The 19,187-nt window shown below is 75.1% G+C and carries 16 protein-coding genes; 1 reads left to right on the top strand and 15 read right to left on the bottom strand.

Annotated features, from left to right (window positions below; all coding sequences use genetic code 11):
* Positions 1-8: 8 nt before the first annotated feature.
* The 8 genes from SH587_RS07940 to infC all read right to left on the bottom strand — a co-directional run bounded on the left by SH587_RS07940 (position 9) and on the right by infC (position 8,918).
* Positions 9-1,319: an acetyl-CoA C-acetyltransferase gene (locus SH587_RS07940; RefSeq protein WP_320670048.1), complete on the bottom strand. Its 1,311-nt coding sequence runs from the start codon at positions 1,317-1,319 to the stop codon at positions 9-11.
* A 59-nt stretch (positions 1,320-1,378) separates the two neighbouring features.
* A complete protein-coding gene (gene argC / locus SH587_RS07935; RefSeq protein WP_320670047.1) occupies positions 1,379-2,452 on the bottom strand; it encodes an N-acetyl-gamma-glutamyl-phosphate reductase in 1,074 nt (357 codons plus the stop codon).
* Positions 2,445-4,913, bottom strand: coding sequence for a phenylalanine--tRNA ligase subunit beta (pheT, locus tag SH587_RS07930; RefSeq protein WP_320670046.1), 2,469 nt, complete (start codon positions 4,911-4,913; stop codon positions 2,445-2,447). The genes argC and pheT overlap by 8 nt, the downstream gene beginning before the upstream one ends.
* Entirely contained in the window at positions 4,910-6,040 is a 1,131-nt protein-coding gene (pheS, locus tag SH587_RS07925; protein ID WP_320670045.1) for a phenylalanine--tRNA ligase subunit alpha, read from the bottom strand. The genes pheT and pheS overlap by 4 nt, the downstream gene beginning before the upstream one ends.
* A 545-nt stretch (positions 6,041-6,585) precedes the next feature.
* Positions 6,586-7,347, bottom strand: a complete 762-nt coding sequence (locus SH587_RS07920; protein ID WP_320670044.1) for a TrmH family RNA methyltransferase — start codon at positions 7,345-7,347, stop codon at positions 6,586-6,588.
* A gap of 87 nt (positions 7,348-7,434) precedes the next feature.
* Positions 7,435-7,800 carry a 50S ribosomal protein L20 gene (rplT, locus tag SH587_RS07915; RefSeq protein ID WP_320670043.1) on the bottom strand — a complete coding sequence of 122 codons (366 nt, stop codon included), beginning with the start codon at positions 7,798-7,800 and terminating at the stop codon, positions 7,435-7,437.
* The gene (gene rpmI / locus SH587_RS07910; RefSeq protein WP_320670042.1) at positions 7,797-7,997 is read right to left on the bottom strand and encodes a 50S ribosomal protein L35; all 201 of its coding nucleotides are present in this window, start codon (positions 7,995-7,997) and stop codon (positions 7,797-7,799) included. The genes rplT and rpmI overlap by 4 nt, the downstream gene beginning before the upstream one ends.
* A 126-nt stretch (positions 7,998-8,123) precedes the next feature.
* A complete protein-coding gene (gene infC / locus SH587_RS07905) occupies positions 8,124-8,918 on the bottom strand; it encodes a translation initiation factor IF-3 (protein ID WP_320670041.1) in 795 nt (264 codons plus the stop codon).
* A gap of 146 nt (positions 8,919-9,064) precedes the next feature.
* Here infC and SH587_RS07900 point away from each other — a divergent pair, with 146 nt between their 5' ends.
* A complete protein-coding gene (locus tag SH587_RS07900) occupies positions 9,065-9,556 on the top strand; it encodes a low molecular weight protein-tyrosine-phosphatase (protein WP_320670040.1) in 492 nt (163 codons plus the stop codon).
* A gap of 9 nt (positions 9,557-9,565) precedes the next feature.
* Here the strand turns inward: SH587_RS07900 and SH587_RS07895 are convergent, their stop codons facing one another.
* From SH587_RS07895 to SH587_RS07865, 7 genes are read right to left on the bottom strand one after another with little or no spacing between them, the layout of a single operon-like run.
* Entirely contained in the window at positions 9,566-10,456 is an 891-nt protein-coding gene (locus SH587_RS07895) for a hypothetical protein (RefSeq protein ID WP_320670039.1), read from the bottom strand.
* A gap of 18 nt (positions 10,457-10,474) precedes the next feature.
* Positions 10,475-11,266, bottom strand: coding sequence for a hypothetical protein (locus SH587_RS07890; protein WP_320670038.1), 792 nt, complete (start codon positions 11,264-11,266; stop codon positions 10,475-10,477).
* Positions 11,263-13,743, bottom strand: coding sequence for an MMPL family transporter (locus SH587_RS07885; RefSeq protein WP_320670037.1), 2,481 nt, complete (start codon positions 13,741-13,743; stop codon positions 11,263-11,265). The genes SH587_RS07890 and SH587_RS07885 overlap by 4 nt, the downstream gene beginning before the upstream one ends.
* Positions 13,743-15,095 carry an MlaD family protein gene (locus SH587_RS07880; protein ID WP_320670036.1) on the bottom strand — a complete coding sequence of 451 codons (1,353 nt, stop codon included), beginning with the start codon at positions 15,093-15,095 and terminating at the stop codon, positions 13,743-13,745. Before SH587_RS07880 ends, SH587_RS07885 begins: the two co-directional genes overlap by 1 nt.
* Positions 15,092-16,360 carry an MlaD family protein gene (locus SH587_RS07875; protein WP_320670035.1) on the bottom strand — a complete coding sequence of 423 codons (1,269 nt, stop codon included), beginning with the start codon at positions 16,358-16,360 and terminating at the stop codon, positions 15,092-15,094. The genes SH587_RS07880 and SH587_RS07875 overlap by 4 nt, the downstream gene beginning before the upstream one ends.
* Positions 16,357-17,886, bottom strand: coding sequence for an MlaD family protein (locus tag SH587_RS07870; RefSeq protein WP_320670034.1), 1,530 nt, complete (start codon positions 17,884-17,886; stop codon positions 16,357-16,359). The genes SH587_RS07875 and SH587_RS07870 overlap by 4 nt, the downstream gene beginning before the upstream one ends.
* Positions 17,883-19,178 carry an MlaD family protein gene (locus tag SH587_RS07865; RefSeq protein ID WP_320670033.1) on the bottom strand — a complete coding sequence of 432 codons (1,296 nt, stop codon included), beginning with the start codon at positions 19,176-19,178 and terminating at the stop codon, positions 17,883-17,885. The genes SH587_RS07870 and SH587_RS07865 overlap by 4 nt, the downstream gene beginning before the upstream one ends.
* Positions 19,179-19,187 lie beyond the last annotated feature (9 nt).

Here is a 19,187-nt window from a genome sequence, read left to right as displayed (position 1 = left end):
AGCTGACCTCACCGCTCCAGCACCATCACCACGCCCATCCCACTGCCGGCGCAGATGCTGACCAGCGCGCGACCGCCGCCGCGCTCGGTCAGGGCCTTGGCCGCCGCGGCGACGATCCGGCCGCCGGTGGCGCCGAAGGGGTGGCCGGTGGCGAGCGAGCCGCCGTTGACGTTCAGGCGCGAGCGGTCGATCGGGCCCAGGGGCACCTTGCGGCCGAGGCGGGTGCGGTTGAACTGCGGGTCCTCCCAGGCCGCCAGCGTCGTCAGCACCTGGGAGGCGAACGCCTCGTGGATCTCGTAGAGGTCGAAGTCCTGGAGCGCCAGGCCGTTGCGCTCCAGCAGCTCGGACACGGCATAGGCCGGCGCCATCAGGACGCCCTCCTCCCGCACCGGCCCATCGACGTAGTCGACCGCCGCCGACTGGGCGTCCACCAGCCACGCCAGCGGCTCGTGACCGTGCTCGTCCGCCCACCGCTCGTCGGCCAGGAGGACCGCCGACGCCCCGTCGGTCAGGGTCGTCGAGTTGGCCGCGGTCATCGTCCCCTCCGGCCCGCCGAAGCAGGGCTTCAGCGCCGCCAGCCGCACCGGGTCGATCTCCCGCCGCAGGTTGCCGTCCTCGCGCAGCCCGCGGAACGGCGTCACCAGATCGGCCAGGAACCCACGGTCGTAGGCCGCCGCCAGGTTGCGGTGGCTGGCCAGCGCCAGCTCGTCCTGGGCCTCGCGCGTGATCCCCCACGCCGCCCCCGTCCGCGCCTGGCCTTCGCCCGGCGGCAGCCCGGTCCGCCGCTCGGCCGGGCTCGGGATGTCGAGGTCGAGGTCGGTCGGCCGGAACCGCAGCAGCTCCCTGGCCCGGTCCCCCGTCGAGCGCGCGGCGTTGATCCGGACCAGCCGGCCGCGCAGCCGCCGGCCGAAGCCGATCGGCGGGTCCGACGTCGTGTCCGCCCCGCAGGCGATCCCCGACGCGATCTGGCCGACGGCGATCTTGTTCGCCACCTGGACCACCGTCTGGCCGCCCGTGGCGCACTGCTGCTGGACGTCGAACGCCGGCGTCCGGCGGTCGAGCGCCGAGCCGACCACCGCCTCGCGCGTCAGGCTGTGGTCCCGCGCCAGCTTCACCACCGCCCCGCCGGCGACCTCGCCGAGCCGCTGCCCCTCCAGCCCGAAGCGCTCGATCAGCCCTTCGAGCGCGGCCGAGAGCATCTGCTCGTTGGTCGCCTCCAGGTACTCCGCGTTCGAGCGGGCGAACGGGATCCGGTTGCCGCCGAGGATCGCGACCGGACGCAGCGGTCGCTCACGGGAGCTGGGCGCGGGGGGAGCCATCGGCGGAACCTACCACCGGTAGGGTCCGCCGGCCCACACCGCCCCGCCCTGCGCCGACGTCAGGCCGGCAGACCCTCGTCCTCCGGCCGCCCGAAGGCCACGTTCAGCGACTGGATCGCCTGCGACGACGTCCCCTTCCAGAGGTTGTCGATCGCGCCGAAGGCCAGGATCCGCCCCGACAGCGGGTCGACGTGGGTCCGGATCCGGGCGATGTTCGTGGCCAGCACGTCGCGCATCCCCGGCTCGGCCTCGGTCAGCTCGACGAACGGCTCGTCGCCGTAGGCCTCGCGGAACAGCTCCGCGACCTGCTCGGCGGTGACCTCGCGCGTCGGCCGCACGTAGCAGGACACCAGCTCGCCCTGGTCGACCGGCACCAGGTGCGGGACGAAGACCGGCTGCAGCGCCGCGTCCATCCCCTGCCCGGTCAGCTCCTGGCGGATCTCCGGCTGGTGACGGTGGCCGGCGACCCCGTAGGCGTGGGCGTTCTCCGACACCGCCACGTAGTGCGTGCCCCGCGCCAGCTTGCGGCCCGCGCCCGAAACGCCGGTCTTGGCGTCGACGATCACGTCGCCGAGCAGCCCGGCCCGCGCCAGCGGCGCCAGGGTCAGGATCGCCGCGGTCGGGAAGCAGCCGGGACCGGCGATCAGCCGCCCGCCCTCGCGGACCCCGGCCAGCGCCGCGCGGTGGACCTCCGGCAGCCCGTAGACCGCGGTCCCGAACAGCTCCGGCGCCACGTGCACGTCGCCGTACCAGTGGCGGTAGGTCTCGGCGTCGCGCAGCCGGAAGTCGGCCGAGAGGTCGAGCACCAGCAGTCCGGCCGCGTGCAGCGCCGCCACCGCCTCGCTCGACGCCCCGTGCGGGTAGGCGACGATCGCCACCTCGTGGGCAGCGCCGATCGCCTCGAGGTCGGGCTCCTCCAGCACCGCCGGCACCCGGTGGTGCGGGTAGAGCTCGTCCAGCCGCATCCCCGCCTCGGCCCGGGCGGTGATCGTGCCGAGCGCGAACCACGGGTGGCGGTGGAGCAGCGCGGCGGCCAGCGCCCCGGCGAACCCGGAGGCGCCCAGGACCGCCACCCGCGGCGGATCGCCGGCCGACTGCGCGGCCTGACCGGGCAGGGTCACGGGCTCAGCCACGGAGCACGCCTCCCACCCGCTCGGCGAGCGCCGTCACGATCCGGTCGCGGACCTCGCTGATCTCCTCCTCGGCCAGCGTCCGGTCGGCGGCCCGCAGCCGCACGTGGAGGGCCAGCGAGACATGGCCGTCGGGGATCCCCTGGCCGCGGTAGGCGTCGAAGACGTCGACCCGCTCCAGCAGCGGCCCACCGGCCTCGCGGGCGGCGGTCACCGCGGCCGCGGCGGTCACGTCGTCGGCGACCACCACCGCCAGGTCGAAGCGGGCGTCGGGGAACTGGCCGACGTCGCGGAAGGCGACCTCCTCCGGCACCAGCGGCAGCAGCTGATCGAGGTCGATCAGGAAGACCGCCGTCCGCGGCAGGTCCCAGCGCTCGGCCACCCGCGGGTGGACCTCGCCCAGCAGCCCGACCACCTGCGGCTCCGGGCCGCCGCCGACCAGCACCCGCGCCGCCCGGCCCGGGTGCAGGAACGCCACCTCGTCGGTCGCGTCGACCGACCAGTCGCCGATCCCGAGCGCGTCGAACAGCGCCTCCAGCAGGCCCTTGGCCGCGAAGACGTCGTCCTGCACCAGGGCGGCGATCGCCTGGTGCTCGAACGGCATGTCGGGCCGCCGCGGATCGGGATGGTCGCGGAAGACGGTGCCGGTCTCGAAGATCCGCACGTCGTCGACGCCACGCGCGCGGTTGCGGCGGGCGATGTCGAGCAGCGAGACGAGGATCGTCGGCCGCAGCACGGCGTGGTCCTCGCTCAGCGGGTTGGCCAGCCGGACCGCCGCCGCCCGCGGGTCGTCGGCGGCCAGGCCCAGCCGCTCGGCCGCGCCGGGGTCGGTGAACGACCAGCCGGCGACCTCCTGCAGGCCGCGGCCGACGAGCACGTCCTCGGCCCGCCGCCGCGCCCGCTGGGCGGGGCTGAGCGTGGCCGCGGTCAGCCGCCGGCGGACCGGCAGCGTCGGCTGGAGGTCGGCGACAACCCCGATCCGGGCGATCTCCTCGATCAGGTCGATCTCGCGGCTGACGTCGTCGCGCCGCTCCGGCGGCACCGTCACCAGCAACGAGCCCTCGCCGGTCGGGGCAGCCGGATCCGCATCGGCGACCTCGAACCCGAGCGACGCCAGCAGCTCGGCCTGCCGCGGCCGCGCCACCGCCGTCCCCAGCAGCCGGGCGACCCGCGCCTCGCGCAGGACGATCGGCTCGGGAGCGGGACGCTCGCGCCAGTCGCCGACGTCGATCGTGCCGCCGACGCGGCGGGCGCCCGCGACCTGCTCCAGCAGCCGGGTGGCCAGCACCTGGGCCCACGCCGCCTGCTCGGGGGCCAGGCCCTTGGCGTTGCGCGACGCGGCCTCGCTGAAGAGCCCCAGCCGCTGCGCGGTCCGGTGGATCGTCGGCCCGTCCCAGTTGGCCACCTCGAGCAGCACCCGCGTGGTGCCCTCGTGGACCTCGGAGCGGGCGCCGCCCATCACCGCCGCGAGCGAGGTGATCCCCTCGTCGTCGGCGATCACCAGCTCGCCGGCGCGGACGCTCCGCTGCTGGTCGTCGAGCGTGGTCAGGGTCTCGCCGTCGGCGGCCTCGCGCACGACCAGCCGGCCGCCGGCGATCCGGTCGGCGTCGAAGGCGTGCAGCGGCTGCCCCGTCACGAGCATCACGTAGTTGGTGATGTCGACCACGTTGTTGATCGGCCGCTGGCCGGCGGCCGACAGCCGCGCCTGGAGCCAGAGCGGCGAGGGGCCGATCGTCACGCCCTCGAACAGCCGGGCGGTGAAGCGCGGGCAGCGCGGGGTGCGGACCTCGATCGCGAAGCCGTCGATCGCGTCGCCGGCCGGGTCGGGCTCCCCCGCCTCCTCGTCGAGCCCGCCGGCGCGGGTCCACGGCGCCGGGCGGAGGGCGGCGCCGGTGGCGGCGGCGACCTCGCGCGCGATCCCGTACAGGCCCAGGCAGTCGGGCCGGTTGGGGGTGATCTCCAGCTCCAGCACCTCGTCGGCGTGCGGCAGCACCTCGGAGAGCGGGGTCCCGGGAGCGATCTCCTCGGCCCCGGGCAGCTGCTCGTTGAGGGCCAGGATGCCCTCGTGCGCGTCGCCGATCCCCAGCTCGCGGGCCGAGCAGATCATCCCCTCGGAGACGACCCCCCGCAGCTTCGCGCGCTTGATCTTCATGCCCTCCGGCATCACGGTGCCGATCCGGGCGACGGCGACCACCAGGCCGGCGGCGACGTTCGGCGCGCCGCAGACGATCTGCGACGGCTCGGCCTCGCCGATCTCGACCCGGCAGACCTTCAGCCGGTCGGCGTCGGGGTGCTGGTCGGCGGCCAGCACGCGGCCGACGACGATCGTCTCCGGCGTGCGGACGCCGTGGTGCAGCAGCCGATCGAGCTCGGTGCCGGTGACGTTGAGGCGGGCGGCGACCTCGGTCGCGTCGCGCTCGGCGACGTCGACCAGCTCGCCGAGCCAGCTGAGCGGAACCCTCATGCCCACTGCTCCAGGACGCGGACGTCGTTCTCGTAGAGGAGGCGCAGGTCGGGGACGCCGTAGCGGAGCATCGCGATCCGCTCGATCCCCATCCCGAACGCGAACCCCTGGACGGCCTCGGGGTCGTAGGCGTCGTCGCCGCGGGCCTCGCCGACCGCCCGCAGGACGTTCGGGTCGACCATCCCCGAGCCGAGGATCTCGATCCAGCCGGTGCCCTTGCAGAGCCCGCAGCGCGGGTGGCCGGGCAGGTCCTCGCGGATGCCGCTGCCCTTGCAGGCGAAGCAGCTGACGTCGACCTCGACGCTCGGCTCGGTGAAGGGGAAGAAGTGCGGCCGCAGGCGGACGTCGCGCTCGTCGCCGAAGACCGCCCGCGCGAAGCTCAGCAGCACGCCCTTGAGGTCGGCGAGGGTGATGTCGGCGTCGACCCACAGGCCCTCGACCTGGTGGAACTGGGGCGTGTGGGTCGCGTCGCTGTCGGGCCGGTAGACGCGGCCGGGCACGATCACGGCCACCGGCGGCGCCTCGCGCTCCATCGTCCGGATCTGCATCGGCGAGGTGTGCGTCCGCAGCAATCGGCCGCTGCCGCCGTCCTCGGCGTCGGGACGGCCGGGCCGGGCAACGGCCGGCAGTGCGGCCGACGGCGCCAGGTAGAAGGTGTCGGCGCGGTCGCGGGCGGGGTGGTTCGGCTCGTGGTTGAGCGCGTCGAAGTTGTAGTGGACCGTCTCCGTCTCCGGGCCCTCGACGACGTCGAAGCCGAGCCCCAGGAAGACGTCCTCGATCTCGCGCCGGACCCGGGTGATCAGGTGCAGCCCGCCGACCGGCTCGCGACGGCCGGGCAGGGTGACGTCGACCCGGTCGGCGATCAGCTGCGCGTCGAGCTCGCCCGCGGCCAGCTCGCCGATCCGCGCGTCGAGCAGCTGCTGGAGCGCCTGCCGGGCCTGGTTGGCCGCCTTGCCGACGGCGCCGCGCTGGTCGGGCGGCAGCTCGCTGACCCCGCGCAGCAGGTTCGGCAGCTCGGCCTTGCGTCCCAGGAGCCGTACCCGCAGCTCCTCCAGCTCGTCGGTGGTGGTGGCCGCCGCCACGTCCGCTTCTCCCGCGGCACGCAGCTCGGCGATCCGGTCGATCATCGAAGGCGATGGTACGGAAACCGGCGCCGCCACCCGCGTTCGCCGGCCGTCGCGGGGTCCCGGGTTCGAACCGCCGGCCGACGTCGGGGTCGGCGGCGTCGGGGTCGGCCGTCGGCGAATCGCGTTCTCGTGCCGGGCCGGGCTCGAGACAGCGAGACGACGTCGCCGGGACGTCGGACCGTGGTCTCGTGGACGGAGCGGGGGCGAGACAGCGAGATGGCGTCGCCGGACGGCGAATCGCGATCTCGCGGGCTCCGCCGGCGGCGAGACCGCACGAGGGCGTCGCCCGGACGTCGAATCGCGGTCTCGCCGGCGGGGCGGGGTCGAGACAGCGAGATGGCGTCGCCCGACGGCGAATCGTGGTCTCGCGGGCGCGGCCGACGGCGAGACCGCACGAGGGCGTCGTCGGGACGGCGAATCGCGGTCTCGCGGGCGGGGCGGGGCGAGAACGCGATTCGTCGGGGCGCGCCGGCCGCGCCGACCGCCCCCGTCCGCCCGGCCCGGCCGCCCCCCCCGTCCGCCCGGCCCGACCCGGACCGTCCGCCCTACGCCGCCCCGCGGGCCAGCTCGTAGAGGGCGACGGTGGCCGCCATCGCGGCGTTCAGCGACTCGGCGCCGTCGATCGGCAGGTGGGCGACGTGGTCGCAGCGGTCGACCAGGTCGTCGGGCAGGCCCTCGCGCTCGGCGCCGACCAGCAGGCTGACGCCGTCGCCGGCGAGCGCGGTCTCCAGCCACTCGGCGTCGGCCCGCAGCACCGCCCCGCGCCGCAGGGCCAGCGCAACGGTCGTGCCCGGCAGCTCGTCCGGTCCCGCGGCGCGGGCGAGCGGCAGCGCGAACAGCGAGCCCATGCTGGCCCGGACCGCCTTCGGCCCGTAGGGATCGGCGGTTCCCGGGCCGAGCGCGACCGACGACGCCCCCAGCGCGTGGGCGGCCCGGATCGCCGTGCCGACGTTGCCGGGATCGCGGACCCCGTGCAGGTGCAGGCAGCGGGGACCGACGGGCGCGTCGGCCAGGCGCTGGCGGTAGATCGCGAGCACCCGCGTGCCTGAGCCGAGCGACGAGGCGGCAGCCAGCAGCGCCGGCGCGACGGTCGTCGCGGTGGCCGGGTCGATCCCGTGGGCGGGCAGCTCGACGACGGCGTCGGCGGCCACCAGCAGCGCCTCGGGGGTCCAGCCGGCGGCGGTCGCGGCCGCGACCAGGTCCTCGCCCTCGGCCACGAAGAGGCCGCTGCGGGCCCGCTCGCGCCGGCGGTCGAGCAGCGCCCGGACCTGCTTCAGGCGCGGGTTGCTGGGCGAGCTGATCTCCACCGGGCGATTCTCCCCCACTGCCGAGAACGACGAAGGGCGCCCTCGCGGACGCCCTCGGCAGTGCTGCGGCGCGACGGCCGCGGCGGCTCAGGCCTTGGCGGCGAGCGCGTCCTTGGCGGTCTGCGCGATCGCGGAGAAGGTCTCCGCGTCGTTCACGGCCAGGTCGGCGAGGTTCTTGCGATCGACCTCGACGCCGGCGAGCGACAGCCCGTGGATCAGCTGGCCGTAGGTCAGCTCGTTGAGGCGCGCGGCGGCGTTGATGCGCGTGATCCACAGCTTGCGGAAGTCGCGCTTGCGGTTGCGCCGGTCGCGGTACGCGTAGACGCCCGCCTTGAGCTGGGCCTCCTTCGCCTCCTTGTACGTGTTGTTCGCGCGGCCGACGTACCCCTTCGACCGCTCGAGCGTGGCGCGGCGCTTCTTGCGCGCGTGGACGGAGCGCTTGACGCGGGTCACTTGCCCTCTCCCAGGAGTCGCTTGGCCCGCGGAGCATCAGCACTCGACAGGATCGCGTCGCGGCCGAACTTGCGCTTGCGCTTCGGCGACTTCTTCCCAAGGATGTGGGAGGACATCGCGTGACGCGCCTTCACCTTGCCGGTGCCGGTGGTCTTGAAGCGCTTCTTCGCGCCCGAGTGGGTCTTCTGCTTGGGCATGCGGATCGGGAATTGTGCCAGATCGTCCGGGCGCGTGCGGTGCGCCCGCGGGAACGCTCCGGCGGCCGCGGCGACCGCCGGTGCGCGCGGGACCGGGCGCCGTTCGGGCGCCCCGGTCCAGGGCCCTCAGGACGAGGGCGCGTCCTCGGTCGCCTCGTCCGTCTCCGGCGCCTCCACGGCGTCGTCCTCGGCCACGGCCGGCGCGTCGTCGGCCGTCTCGGCCGAGGCCTCCGCCTCCGGCGCCTCGACGCCCTCCGGCGCCGCGGCCGCCGGCGCCTCGGTCGCGGGCGCCTCGGCGTCCGTGACCTCCGGCGCCTCGCCGTCGGGATCCTCGTCCGGCTCGTCCACGGGCGGCGCCCAGGTGCCGTTGAGGACCGCCTTCGACGGGCTCAGCATCATGGTCATGTTGCGGCCCTCGAGGTTCGGCCGCTGGTCGATCTGGGCCAGGTCGCCGAGATCCTCCACCAGCCGCTCGAGGACCATCCGCCCGCGCTCCGGGTGCGTGACTTCGCGGCCGCGGAACATGATCGTCACCTTGACCTTGTCCTTGCCCTTGAGGAACCGGACGACGTGCCCCTTCTTGGTGGCGTAGTCGTGGTCGGCGATCTTCGGGCGGAACTTGATCTCGCGCGTGACGACCTGGGTCTGGTGCTTCTTGGCGACCTTCTTCTTCTGCGCCTGCTCGTACTTGTACTTCGAGTAGTCGAGCACGCGGCAGACCGGCGGGCGCGCCTCCGCGGCGACCTCGACCAGGTCGAGGTCACGGGACTGGGCGTAGCGCAGGGCCTCGTCGGTGCGCATGACACCGATCTGGTTGCCGTTCTCGTCGATGACCCGGACCTCGGGGACCCGGATGCGGTCGTTGACCCGAGTCGTGTCGCGCTCGGGCGGGCGCCGGTCGAACCGTCGTGGTACCGGCACTAGAGGGAGCTGCTCGCGGGGCGCACGGGATGCGCGGGCGAGGTATCGCTAGCAAACAAGGGTCGAATCATAGCGAAGTCCCCGCCGGACGGAAGCGGTTTCTCGTCGATCGGAGACGAGGTTGACCGAGCGCCTACGCTGTCGCCGTGCGCCTGCTCTTCGTCTGCCTGGGGAACATCTGCCGCTCGCCGACCGCCGAGGGCGTGATGGCGGCGCTCGTCGCCGAGGCCGGAGCGGGCGACCGCGTGACCCTCGACTCGGCCGGGACCGGCGGCTGGCACGCCGGCCATCCGCCCGACGAGCGGGCGACCGCGGCCGCCGCCGCGCGCGGGATCCGGCTGGCCGGCGCGGCCCGCCAGGTCGCCCCCGCCGACTTCGCCGAGGCCGACCTGCTGCTGGCGATGGACGCCGACAACGAGGCCGAGCTGCGGCGCCGCGCGCCCGACGCCGCCGCGGCCGCCAAGGTCCGGCGGCTGCGCGAGTTCGACCCGGCCGCGCTCGCCGCCGGCGACCTCGACGTGCCCGACCCGTACTACGGCGGGCCGGACGGCTTCGACCTCGTGCTCGACCAGGTCGAGGCGGCCTGCCGGGGGCTGCTCGACCACGTCCTCGCCGCCCCCGCCGCCGCCCCCGCCTGAAACCGACCGTCAGACCGCGCCGCGCGCCACCGACCGCGGCGGCGGCAGCCGCAGCTCGTCGTCGTCGCGGCCGCTGCGCCAGCCGTCGAGCAGGTCCTCGATCGCGGTGATCGTGGCCAGCAGCGCCGCGGCCGAGCCGCCGCCGGCCGTCCGCATCAGCTCGCCGATCGCGGCCCCGTCGACGCTCTCGCGGCCGAGCTCGTCGACCAGCAGCCGGGCGCCCGCCTGGAGCGCCGCGGTCGCCCCGCGCAGCCGGCCGTGGTTGATCTCGCGGACGGCGAACAACAGCAGCTCCTCGCCCTCCAGCATCGGCAGCCGGCCGCCGAGCACCAGCCCGATCACCTCGCCGGGACGGGCGCGATCGGTCGACGAGACCCGCCGGCGGCTGGCCGTCGTCAATGCGTCGACCTCCTCGCCCGCGGTGCCGGCGGCGACGTCCTCGGGCGGGGCGTGGCCGACCCGCGCCAGCCACAGGTCCTCGTGGGTCAGCTCGATCAGGTAGGGGTCGCGCCAGACCAGCCGGTGGGCGCGGACGGCCCGGTTGACGACCGCCAGCGCGGCGTCGACCCAGCGGGCGAGGTCGTCGGCGTCGGTCCGCCACTGCTCGAGCGCGGCCGCGGCGCCGCGGCGGTCGAGCGGGGTCGCGGCGCGGACGATCGTGGCGATCGTGTGCTCGGGCCCGCCGCTATCGGCACGGTGGCCGCCGGCCTTCGCCGCCAGCGGCTTGCCGCTGGCCGCCTCGACCCGTCGCAGGTCGAGCACGTCGCCGCTGGCGCGCGCGCTCAGCTCGCCGACGGCCGAGTCGTCGTGGGTGCTGCCGTCGGGGGCGATCACGTACCGCCCGTCGGGCAGGTCGAGGCCCCGGTCGATGCCGATCCGGACGTACGCCAGTCGCGTCACTGCTGCTCCTCCCCCGCCTCAGCGCGCCGCCGCGCCGGACTCGATCGGGATGTCCCACGGTACCGCCCGGCCGGTGGTCCAGGCCAGCGGCAGGCCGCCGGGCCACCAACCCCAGGCGAGCAGGGCGACGCTGGCCAGCCAGCCCATGAAGAGCGTGTCGCCGAGCGGCAGCACGACGCCGACGACCCCGGCGGCGATCCCCCAGTAGCCGAGCACCCGCGTCAGCAGGCCGACGGCCATCGCCCGCAGCGAGAGCCAGATCAGCCAGACGCCGAAGACCAGGTGGGCGGCGATTTCGCCGATCCCGGTCGCCCGCAGCAGGCCGGAGTCGTCCCACAGCCGGTCGGCGCGGTCCGGCGACGGTGCACCCGCCGCGTAGGCGTCGGCGACGTCGCGGATCGCCACGAAGCCGACCACCAGCGCGGCGACCAGCGCCAGCGGCCCGGCGACGGCCAGCACCCGCAGCGCGGTCCCGTCGCGGCCACCGCGGTCGATCACCGCGCGGGCCAGGAACAGCGCCAGGGCGATCGTCGCCACCAGCGCCAGCACCCGCAGGCCGAGGGCCAGCGCCTGGCCCGAGACGTCGGCGTGGAAGTCCCGCAGCTGGCGGGCGCGGTCGATCGCGCTGCTGCCGCTGCCGCCGGCCGAGCTGCGCGCGGCGACCAGCAGCGCCGCGACCGTCCCGGCCACGCCGACCATCCCGGCGACGCCGGCGATCCGGCCCACCCGCTGCTCGCGGACCAGGTCGGCCTGGGGCTCGGCGGCGCGACCGCCGGAGGAGCGACGGGCGCGGGCGGCGCGGCCGCTCATCGGCCCCGCCCCGTGGTCGCGGCCAGCGGATCGCGCTCGGGGCGACCGCGGCCGCCGCTGCCGGTCGCGCCCGGCTCCGGGCTCGACCGACGACCGGCCGCCGTCCGTCGCTCGACCGCCTCGGCCAGCCGCGGCACCGCCCAGACGGCGACGGCGGCGCAGACCAGCACCTCGACCGCGACCAGCAGGCCGAGCTGCTGCAGCATCCCCAGCCGGCTGGCGGCCAGGACCAGGAAGCCGGCGGCGACGGTCGCGGCCGACAGCGCGACCGCGCGGCCGATCGTGCGGGTGGCGTTGCGGGCGGCGCCGGCCGGGCCCAGGCCGCGCTCGCGGAAGGCCACGTAGCGGGCCTCCATCAGCAGCCCGAACTCGACCCCGATCGCCAGCCCGGTCGGCTCCAATGCGGCGGCCATCGGCGACAGCTTCAGGTCGAGCAGCGCCACCAGCAGCCCGGCGACGCCGACGCCGGCGAGGGCCGGGACCAGCGGAATCAGGGCCCGCGACCACGAGCGGCGGACCAGCCACAGCAGCCCGCCGATCAGCAGCACGCAGGCGAGCAGCAGCCAGTGGCGGGTCGATTCGAGGCGGTGGAGGCTGTAGGCCGCGGTCGCGACCAGGCCGGCCGGGTCGGCGCGGACGCCGGGCGGCGGGTCGTCGAGCAGCGCGGTGATCCGCTCGGCGATCCGCGCCTGCTCGCGACCGTCGACGAACGGGATCCCCAGGCTCAGCTCGGCGCGGCGGCCGTCGAGCACCGGGGCGACCAGGTAAGGCGGCACCAGCTTCAGCAGCCCGGCGACCTGCTTGCGGGTCGGGGTGCCGTCGCCGCCGAGGATCTCGCCGAGGTTCGGCCCGGGGACGATCCGGCGGTCGATCCGCCGCACCCGCGGGCCGAGGTCGCGCAGCCAGGCGATCGTCGCCGGCGCGGTGACGTCGCCCTCGAGCGCGATCCGCAGCTCGCCGACGCTGCCGACCTCGCGCTGGACGGCCTGCGCCTGGCGCAGCTCCTCCAGGCTCCCCGGCGCCAGCCGGGCGACGTCGGACTCGACCTTCGAGGTCGTCGAGAGCACCAGCCCGCAGCCGACCAGCGCGACCAGCGCGCCGATCGCCAGCGGCCGCAGTGGGCCGGGCAGCGACGGCAGCCGGCGGGTCGCCGACGCCGGCGACGGCTCCGGTCGCGGCGGCTCCTGGTCGCCACCGCGGGCGTCGAGCGCGACCAGCACCCGCGGCCCGACCACCAGCACCGCGGCGAGCCCGGCGAGCGCGCCGATCGCCAGCGTCGACCCCAGCCGCTCCAGCAGCGGGACCCGGCTGAGGTGGAGGATCGCCCCGCCGGCCACGACCGCCGCGGCCGAGAGACCGAGCACGCCGGTCAGCGAGCGGCGGGCGCCGACGGCCGCCTGCCGCGGCGAGCGGCCGGCCCGCCGCAGCTCGCGGTGGCGGGCGTGGAGCTGGACGGCGTAGTCGACCGCCAGCCCCAGCACCACCGGCAGCCCGGCGACGGTCGCCGCGGTCAGGCCGAGCCCGACCCCGCTGGCCAGCAGCAGGCTGAGCAGCGCCGCGGCCGCCGCCAGTCCCAGCAGCGCGACCGCCGCCGCCCGCCGGCGGAGGCCGACCAGCAGCACGATCGCCATCACGATCAGGGCCAGCGGCGCCAGCCGCAGCAGCTCGGCGGGCACCTCGTCGGCGACCGCGGCGGCCACCAGCGGGGCCCCGCCGACGGTCACCTTCGCGCCCGGCAGCTTGGCGTCCTCGGCCAGCGAGCGGACCCGGCGGCCGAGCGCCAGCACCTGACCGTCGTCGAGCCCGGCCTTCGGGCGGACGACGATCAGCGCGTGCTCGTTGTCGGGGAACATCCAGCGGAAGCGGGCCTTCGGCTCGGTGCCGGAGCCGAAGACGACCGCGTTGACGTAGCTGCGGTTGGCCAGCGACGGCATCCCGATCGCGCCGAAGCGGACCAGCATCTGCTCGAACTGCTCGCGGGCCGGGCCGAGCGCCCGCAGCCGCGCCTGCTCGCCGGCCTGGCGGGCGGCCGTGGCCGACGCTCCCGCCCGCCGCGCGCGCCGCTCGGCGCGGCTGGCCGCGCGGGCCGCCCGCTGGGCGACCGGGCCGAGCTGGCGGCTGATCAGCTGCTCGGCCTGCACGATCGTCTGGTTGATGAAGGTGCCGGGCCCGAAGACGGCCTGGACCCCGGCGACCTTCGACAACCGGCCCTCCAGCCGCACGAGGCCCATCAGCCCGTTCGGGGCCAGCGTGTTGCCCAGCTCGCCGCGGACGGCGACGACGATCGGCTCGCCGCCGAAGGCCCGCTGCTGGCGCTCGGTCGCGGCCCCCTCGCGGCTGCCCGAGCCGGCCAGCAGCTCGCCGACCGGCGTCGGGCTCAGCCGCAGGACCCCGACCGCGGCGACCACCGCGACCACCAGCACGGCGACGAGCCCGAGGGCCCGCCGCCGGTCTCGCACCCGGTCGGGCAGCGGCATCAGCGTCCGCTGTCGCGGAGCGCCGACGGCGCCTCCGCCAGCCGCGGCGGGTCGCCCTTCGGCAGCTGCGGGTTGCCGCGCTGGCCCGGGTCGGGGTAGGCGTTGAACCGCAGGCCCTGGGTCCCGGCCAGCCCGCCGACGCTGATCAGCGTGTTGAGCGTGTCGGTGACCTCCTTGCGCATACCCGTCAGCGTGTGCTCGTCGACGGTCAGGTGGACGCGCGCCAGGTTGCCGGTCGCGTCGCGGGTGTCGACGGCCGAGCCCATGTTCGCGAACGCGGTCGCCATGTCGGTGGCGCGCGGCCCGAGGTAGGCCAGCGCCGGGTTCAGGTTCCGCAGCACCGCGTCGAGCGCCGGCACGACCGGGGTCGTCTCGTCGCCGAAGACCCGCAGCGAGCGGAGCATCGGCTCGGCCTGCTTCGAGAACCCGGGCAGGACGTCGAACAGCTGCTGCCCGGCCTTCGCCGCCGCGGCCAGCCGCTCGGTCACCGGCGGCAGGTTCTGCGCCGCCACCTTCAGGTCGGCCACCACCGGGGTGCTGCTGCGCGAGACCCGGCCGAGGTGGGCCACGGTCGACTTGACCTGCTGGAGCGTCCCCGGCAGCCGGTCGAGCACGTCGGAGATCCGCTGGTCGCGGCTGGCCGCGGCCTCGGCGGTGTTCTTGGCCTGGATCGCCAGCTTGCGGACGTCGGCGGTGCGATCGCCGAAGGCCTGCATCACGGTGCCGGTGTCGTCGACCACGCGGGCCAGCTGGTCGCGCTGCCCGTCGAGCAGCTCGGTCAGGTCGCCGACCTTGCGGATCGTCGGGGTCGCCGCGCCGAGGAACTCGTTGAGGTCGTCGCCGCGGCCGCGGAAGCCGGGGCCGAGCGCGTCGAGGTTGCGCTGGACCGCGGCCCGGGTCGGCTTGTCGAGCCCGGAGAGGATCTGGTCCAGCTGGACCGCCTCGCCGGCCTGCTCCAGCGGCAGCGCCGCGTCGCCCTTCAGCGGGCCGGCCTGGGGCGTGCCCGGGTCGAGGTCGATGTAGTTCTCGCCGACCAGCGTCTTGGTCCGGACCTTGACGGTCGCGTCGCGGTAGACGGGACCCTGGTCCTTGTCGATCGCGATCGTGACGACGCCGACGTCACCGCGGCTGCTGATGTCGGTGACCTTGCCGACCTTGACCCCGGCCCGGCGGACGTCGCCGTTGGGGACCAGCTGGAAGGCGGTCGGCACGAGCACCTTGGCCTCGTACTTCGACTCGGCGCCGGGCAGCGTGCCGCCGGCCTTGCCGAACAGCCAGGCGAAGATCCCGACGCAGATCGCCGTGAAGGTGACGATCGCGAGGATCTTCAGGGAGCGGTGTTCGATCCTCACTTCGGCGGCCCTCCCTGGGTGCAGGTCCAACCACGTCGCAGCACCGGATCCTTGCCCTTTCCGAGGGTGAACGACGGCATCCCGAGCACCAGCTCACCGCGCGGGTAGGCCCCGCCGCCGTCGTAGTACTTCAGGACCGACAGGGTCCACTGGAAGAACTTCCCGATCGCCAGCCGGCAGGGGACGATCTTCTGCGTCGCCCGGTCGAGCCGCGGGGTCGTCGGCGCCAGCCGCGCGAACGCGTCCTTCAGCGCCACCGAGGTCGGCTGGAGGTCCTCGGCCAGCGGCCGCAGCTGGGTCATCGCCGGCTGCAGCGCCCGCAGCGCCGGCATCGCGTCGCGGCTGACCTCCTGCAGCGCCTCGAGCCCGGGCTTCAGCTTCTCGGCCACCGGCCGCAGGCTCCGCAGCGCCGGGTCGAGCTCGTCCTCGGCCGCTCGCAGCTCGCCGAACGAGGACCGCATCTGGGTCATCGTCGGCGGCAGCTCGGCGAGCGTCGCCGAGAGCGTCGAGTCGTGCTGGGCCAGCTCGGCGAGTGTGCCGTTGCCCTGCTGGATCAGGCTCGAGAGCTGCTGGTCGCGGGTGTTGACCGCCGCCGTCAGCTGGCCGAGGTTGTGGACGACCCGCGCGATCTCGCGCCGGCGGTCGGCCATCGCCCCCGTCAGCCGGTCGGCGGCCTGGAGGAAGGGCGCGAGCGCCACGAACGACCGCCGCAGCTCGTCGCCGTGGTCGCCGAGGCCCTTGCCCATGTCGGTCAAGAGCGACGCCAGCCGGGTCCGGGTGTCGGGGTCGAAGGTGTTCAGTACCCGCGAGATGTCGACCGGCGAGGCGGTCCGCTGGAGCGCCAGCACGTCGTCGCCGGCGAGCTTGCCCGCCGACGGGGTGCCGCGGGTCTCGATCGAGACGTACATGTCCTGCAGCGGGGTCACCGGTCGCAGGCGCATGCGGGCGTTCTTGTAGATGTCGCCGTACTTCTTCTCCAGCGACAGGGTCAGCACGGCCTTGCCGTCCTTGCCCACCTGGGCGTCCTTGATCAGGCCGATCGAGACGCCGGCCAGGCGCACGTCCTGCTGGCCCGGCTGGACGCCCTTGACGTCGTCGAAGGCGACCTTGACGTCCTGGGTGTCCTGCCAGAACCACTGGACCTTCTGCTGGCGGAACATGTACCAACCGGCGATCAGCGCGCAGCCGATCATGAACAGCACCAGCAGGAACGGCACCCGCGCGCGCTTCAGCTCGAGCGCGAGGCGATCGCTGCGCAACTTCATCGGCCGGCCCTCCCGGCGGTCGCGGCCTGTGCGGCCCGGTTGGCGGCCTGCCGGTCACGGGCCGACGAGCGACTCGCGGCGACGCCGGCGGCGCGGCTGGCGGCCGCGCGATCGGCGGCTGCGGCCTTCGCCCGCTTGGCCGGCACGTCCTCCGGCGACGGCGGATCCGCCGGGTAGTCGGTGCTGGGCGCGCCCTGGCCCCCGGTCAGGATGCTGAGGAAGTCCCCGAGCGCGTCGCAGTTGATCTTGTTCTCCGGCTCGGCGCTCGGGTCGGTCAGCCGCAGCGTGCAGGGCAGCGACATCGCCGACCGCTCGTCGGGCGCGGTCTGGAAGTTGAGCAGGTTGCCGTTGGCGTCGAACGGCGAGGCGGCCGAGGCCAGGACGCTGAAGAACGGGCCGATCGCGGCGTAGTTCTTGAGCTTGATGTCCGGGTCCTTCTCGTTCAGCCACGGCAGCAGCGTCGCGTTCGCGCGCTCGACCGTCGGCTTCAGGCCGTTGATCACGGCCTCGCCGGGATCGACCGTCTCGGACAGCCGCGTGACCGCCGGGCGGAGGCTCCGCAGCGTCGGCTCGGCGTCGTCGAGCACCCGGTCGAGCCGGGCCAGCATCGGCCGCGCGGTCTTGGCCGCCGGCGCCAGCTCCTTGGCCCCCGGCAGCAGGTCGACCGCGACCGGGTCGAGCGTGTCGAGCGTCTTCCGCAGCCGCGCCAGCGTCAGCTGGGTGTCGTCCATCGTCGGCCGGCCCTGGTCGAGCATCGACCCGATCGAGTCGTGCCGCGCCGCGGTCACGCCGAGCGCCGCGGCGCCGTTGTCGATCAGCCCCGCCAGCTCGGTCTCGCTGCGGCCGAGCGCACCCATCGTGCGGCTCGCCTCGGTCACCAGCTTCGTCAGGTCGCCCTGCTGGGTGCCGCGGATCGAGGGCAGCCCGCGCCGCAGGTTGCGCATCGCCGGCGCGGTCGCGTCGATCGTGCCGCCGATCGCGTCCGGGTCCTTGGCGGCGTCGTCGAAGGCGGCGATCACCTTCTGCATCGCCGCCCGCTGGTCGGTGCCGAGCGGCTCGAGCACCTGGTCGAACTCCTGCTGGACGTTGGTCCGCGCCAGCGGGATCTCCTGGCCGCCGAGCTTCGGCGCGCTGTTCGAGCCCGGATCGAGCTCGATGTACATGTTGCGCCCCAGCAGCGTCCGCCACCAGAGGTTGGCGCGGGCGTCGCTGTGGACCGTCACGCCCTTGTCGTCGTCGATCCGCATCTTGACGATCGCGCCGCGGCGGCCCTCGTCGAGCCGGACGCTCTCGACCTGGCCGACGTCGACGCCGGCCACGCGGACCTGGTTGCCCTTCTGGACGTGGGTCGCGTCCGAGAAGCGGGCCTCGACGACGGTCCCGCCCTTGCCGAGGAACGGGATCGACTTCGTGTACCCGGCGTAGAGCAGCAGCCCCAGGATCGCCAGCAGGATCGCGCCGTCGCGCAGCGGCTTCGGGCGGTGCCGCCCGGGCCGGTGCGTGAAGCGCTCGCTCAGCCAGCTCACTTTCGGCTCCTTGCGTCCTGCGTGACGGTGCACGGGGCGGGATAGGGGTTGTCGGCCACCAGGCCGGACTTGTTCTTCCAGCCGCCGATCGTCTCCTCGCTGCTGAGGATCAGCAGCCGCAGGTTGGTGATCAGACCGAGGTCCTTGCGGCCGCCCGGGACGCCGAAGGTCAGCATGCTGCCCCAGGTCCGGGTGAAGAGGCCGAGGTCGCAGCCGTGGGCGCCGAAGCGGTCGGCCAGCGGCAGGCTGTGGCGGAGGCCGGTCGTGATCGACGGCAGCACCGGGTCGGCGGTCTCCAACAGCTTCAGCGTCGGCGGCGTCGCGTCCTCGGCGGTGTCGAGCGTCGTCCGCAGCGACCGCAGGCCGGCGCGCGAGTCGCGCAGCAGCTTCGAGGTCTCGTTCAGGCCCCGCGGCGCCGGGCGCAGCGCGGGCAGCAGCGCCCGCGAGAACCCGCTCACCTCGACCAGCAGCGGATCGGTCGCCCGCAGCCCTTCGCGGGCGGTCGCCAGCGACGGCGGCGCGGTCTCGAGCGTGGCCCGGATCTGGTCGCCGCCGTTGGCGAACGGCTGCAGCGCGTCGCTGCCGACCTGGAAGCCCTGGCGGATCGTCTCGCGGACCGGGTCGGCGGCGCCGGCGGCGCTCTCGCTGCCGGCGACGAACCGCTCGGGGGCGCCGCCGCGGGCGTTGACCGCGCCCATCAGCCGGTCGACCCCGGTCAGCGTCCGCGGCGTGCGGTCGATCAGGTCGTTGACGTCCTCGCCGCGGTCGAGGACCCCCGCCCCCAGCTGCTGCATGAAGGTCTGGGCCTGGGCGCGGCGGGGCGCGTCGAGGGTGTTCAGGACCTCGTCGAGCTCGGTCGCGGCCGAGGTCTGGCTGGCCGGGATCGTCGCCCCGTCGGCCAGCGGCTGCCCGTGCTCGCCGGGCGCCAGCTCGACGAAGCGGACGCCGATCGGCGACCGCGGCCGCACCCGCAGCGTCGTGTCGCTCTTCAGCGGCCCGACGTCCGGCTGCAGCTGCAGGTCGACGATCGCCTTGCCGTCCTGGACCCGCGGGTTCAGGACCTGGCCGACGTAGCGACCGGCGATCCGCACCTGGTAGTGGGCGGTCAGGTTGTCGGCGTGGTCGAACTGGGCCTTGACCGTGTAGTACGAGCGGCCCGGGATCGTGTTCGGCGCGTTGTAGCCGATCAGGAACATCACGACGACGGCCCCGATCCCGGCCAGGCCGAGCAGCCAGAGCACCGGCCGGGGGGCCGAGCGGCTCGCGGCCCGGTTGATCTGCGGTCTGCGCATGCGTCGTGC

Source organism: Patulibacter defluvii, assembly GCF_034096925.1.
GTDB classification, from domain to species: domain Bacteria; phylum Actinomycetota; class Thermoleophilia; order Solirubrobacterales; family Solirubrobacteraceae; genus Patulibacter; species Patulibacter defluvii.
This window is presented reverse-complemented; position numbering and strand designations above follow the sequence as displayed.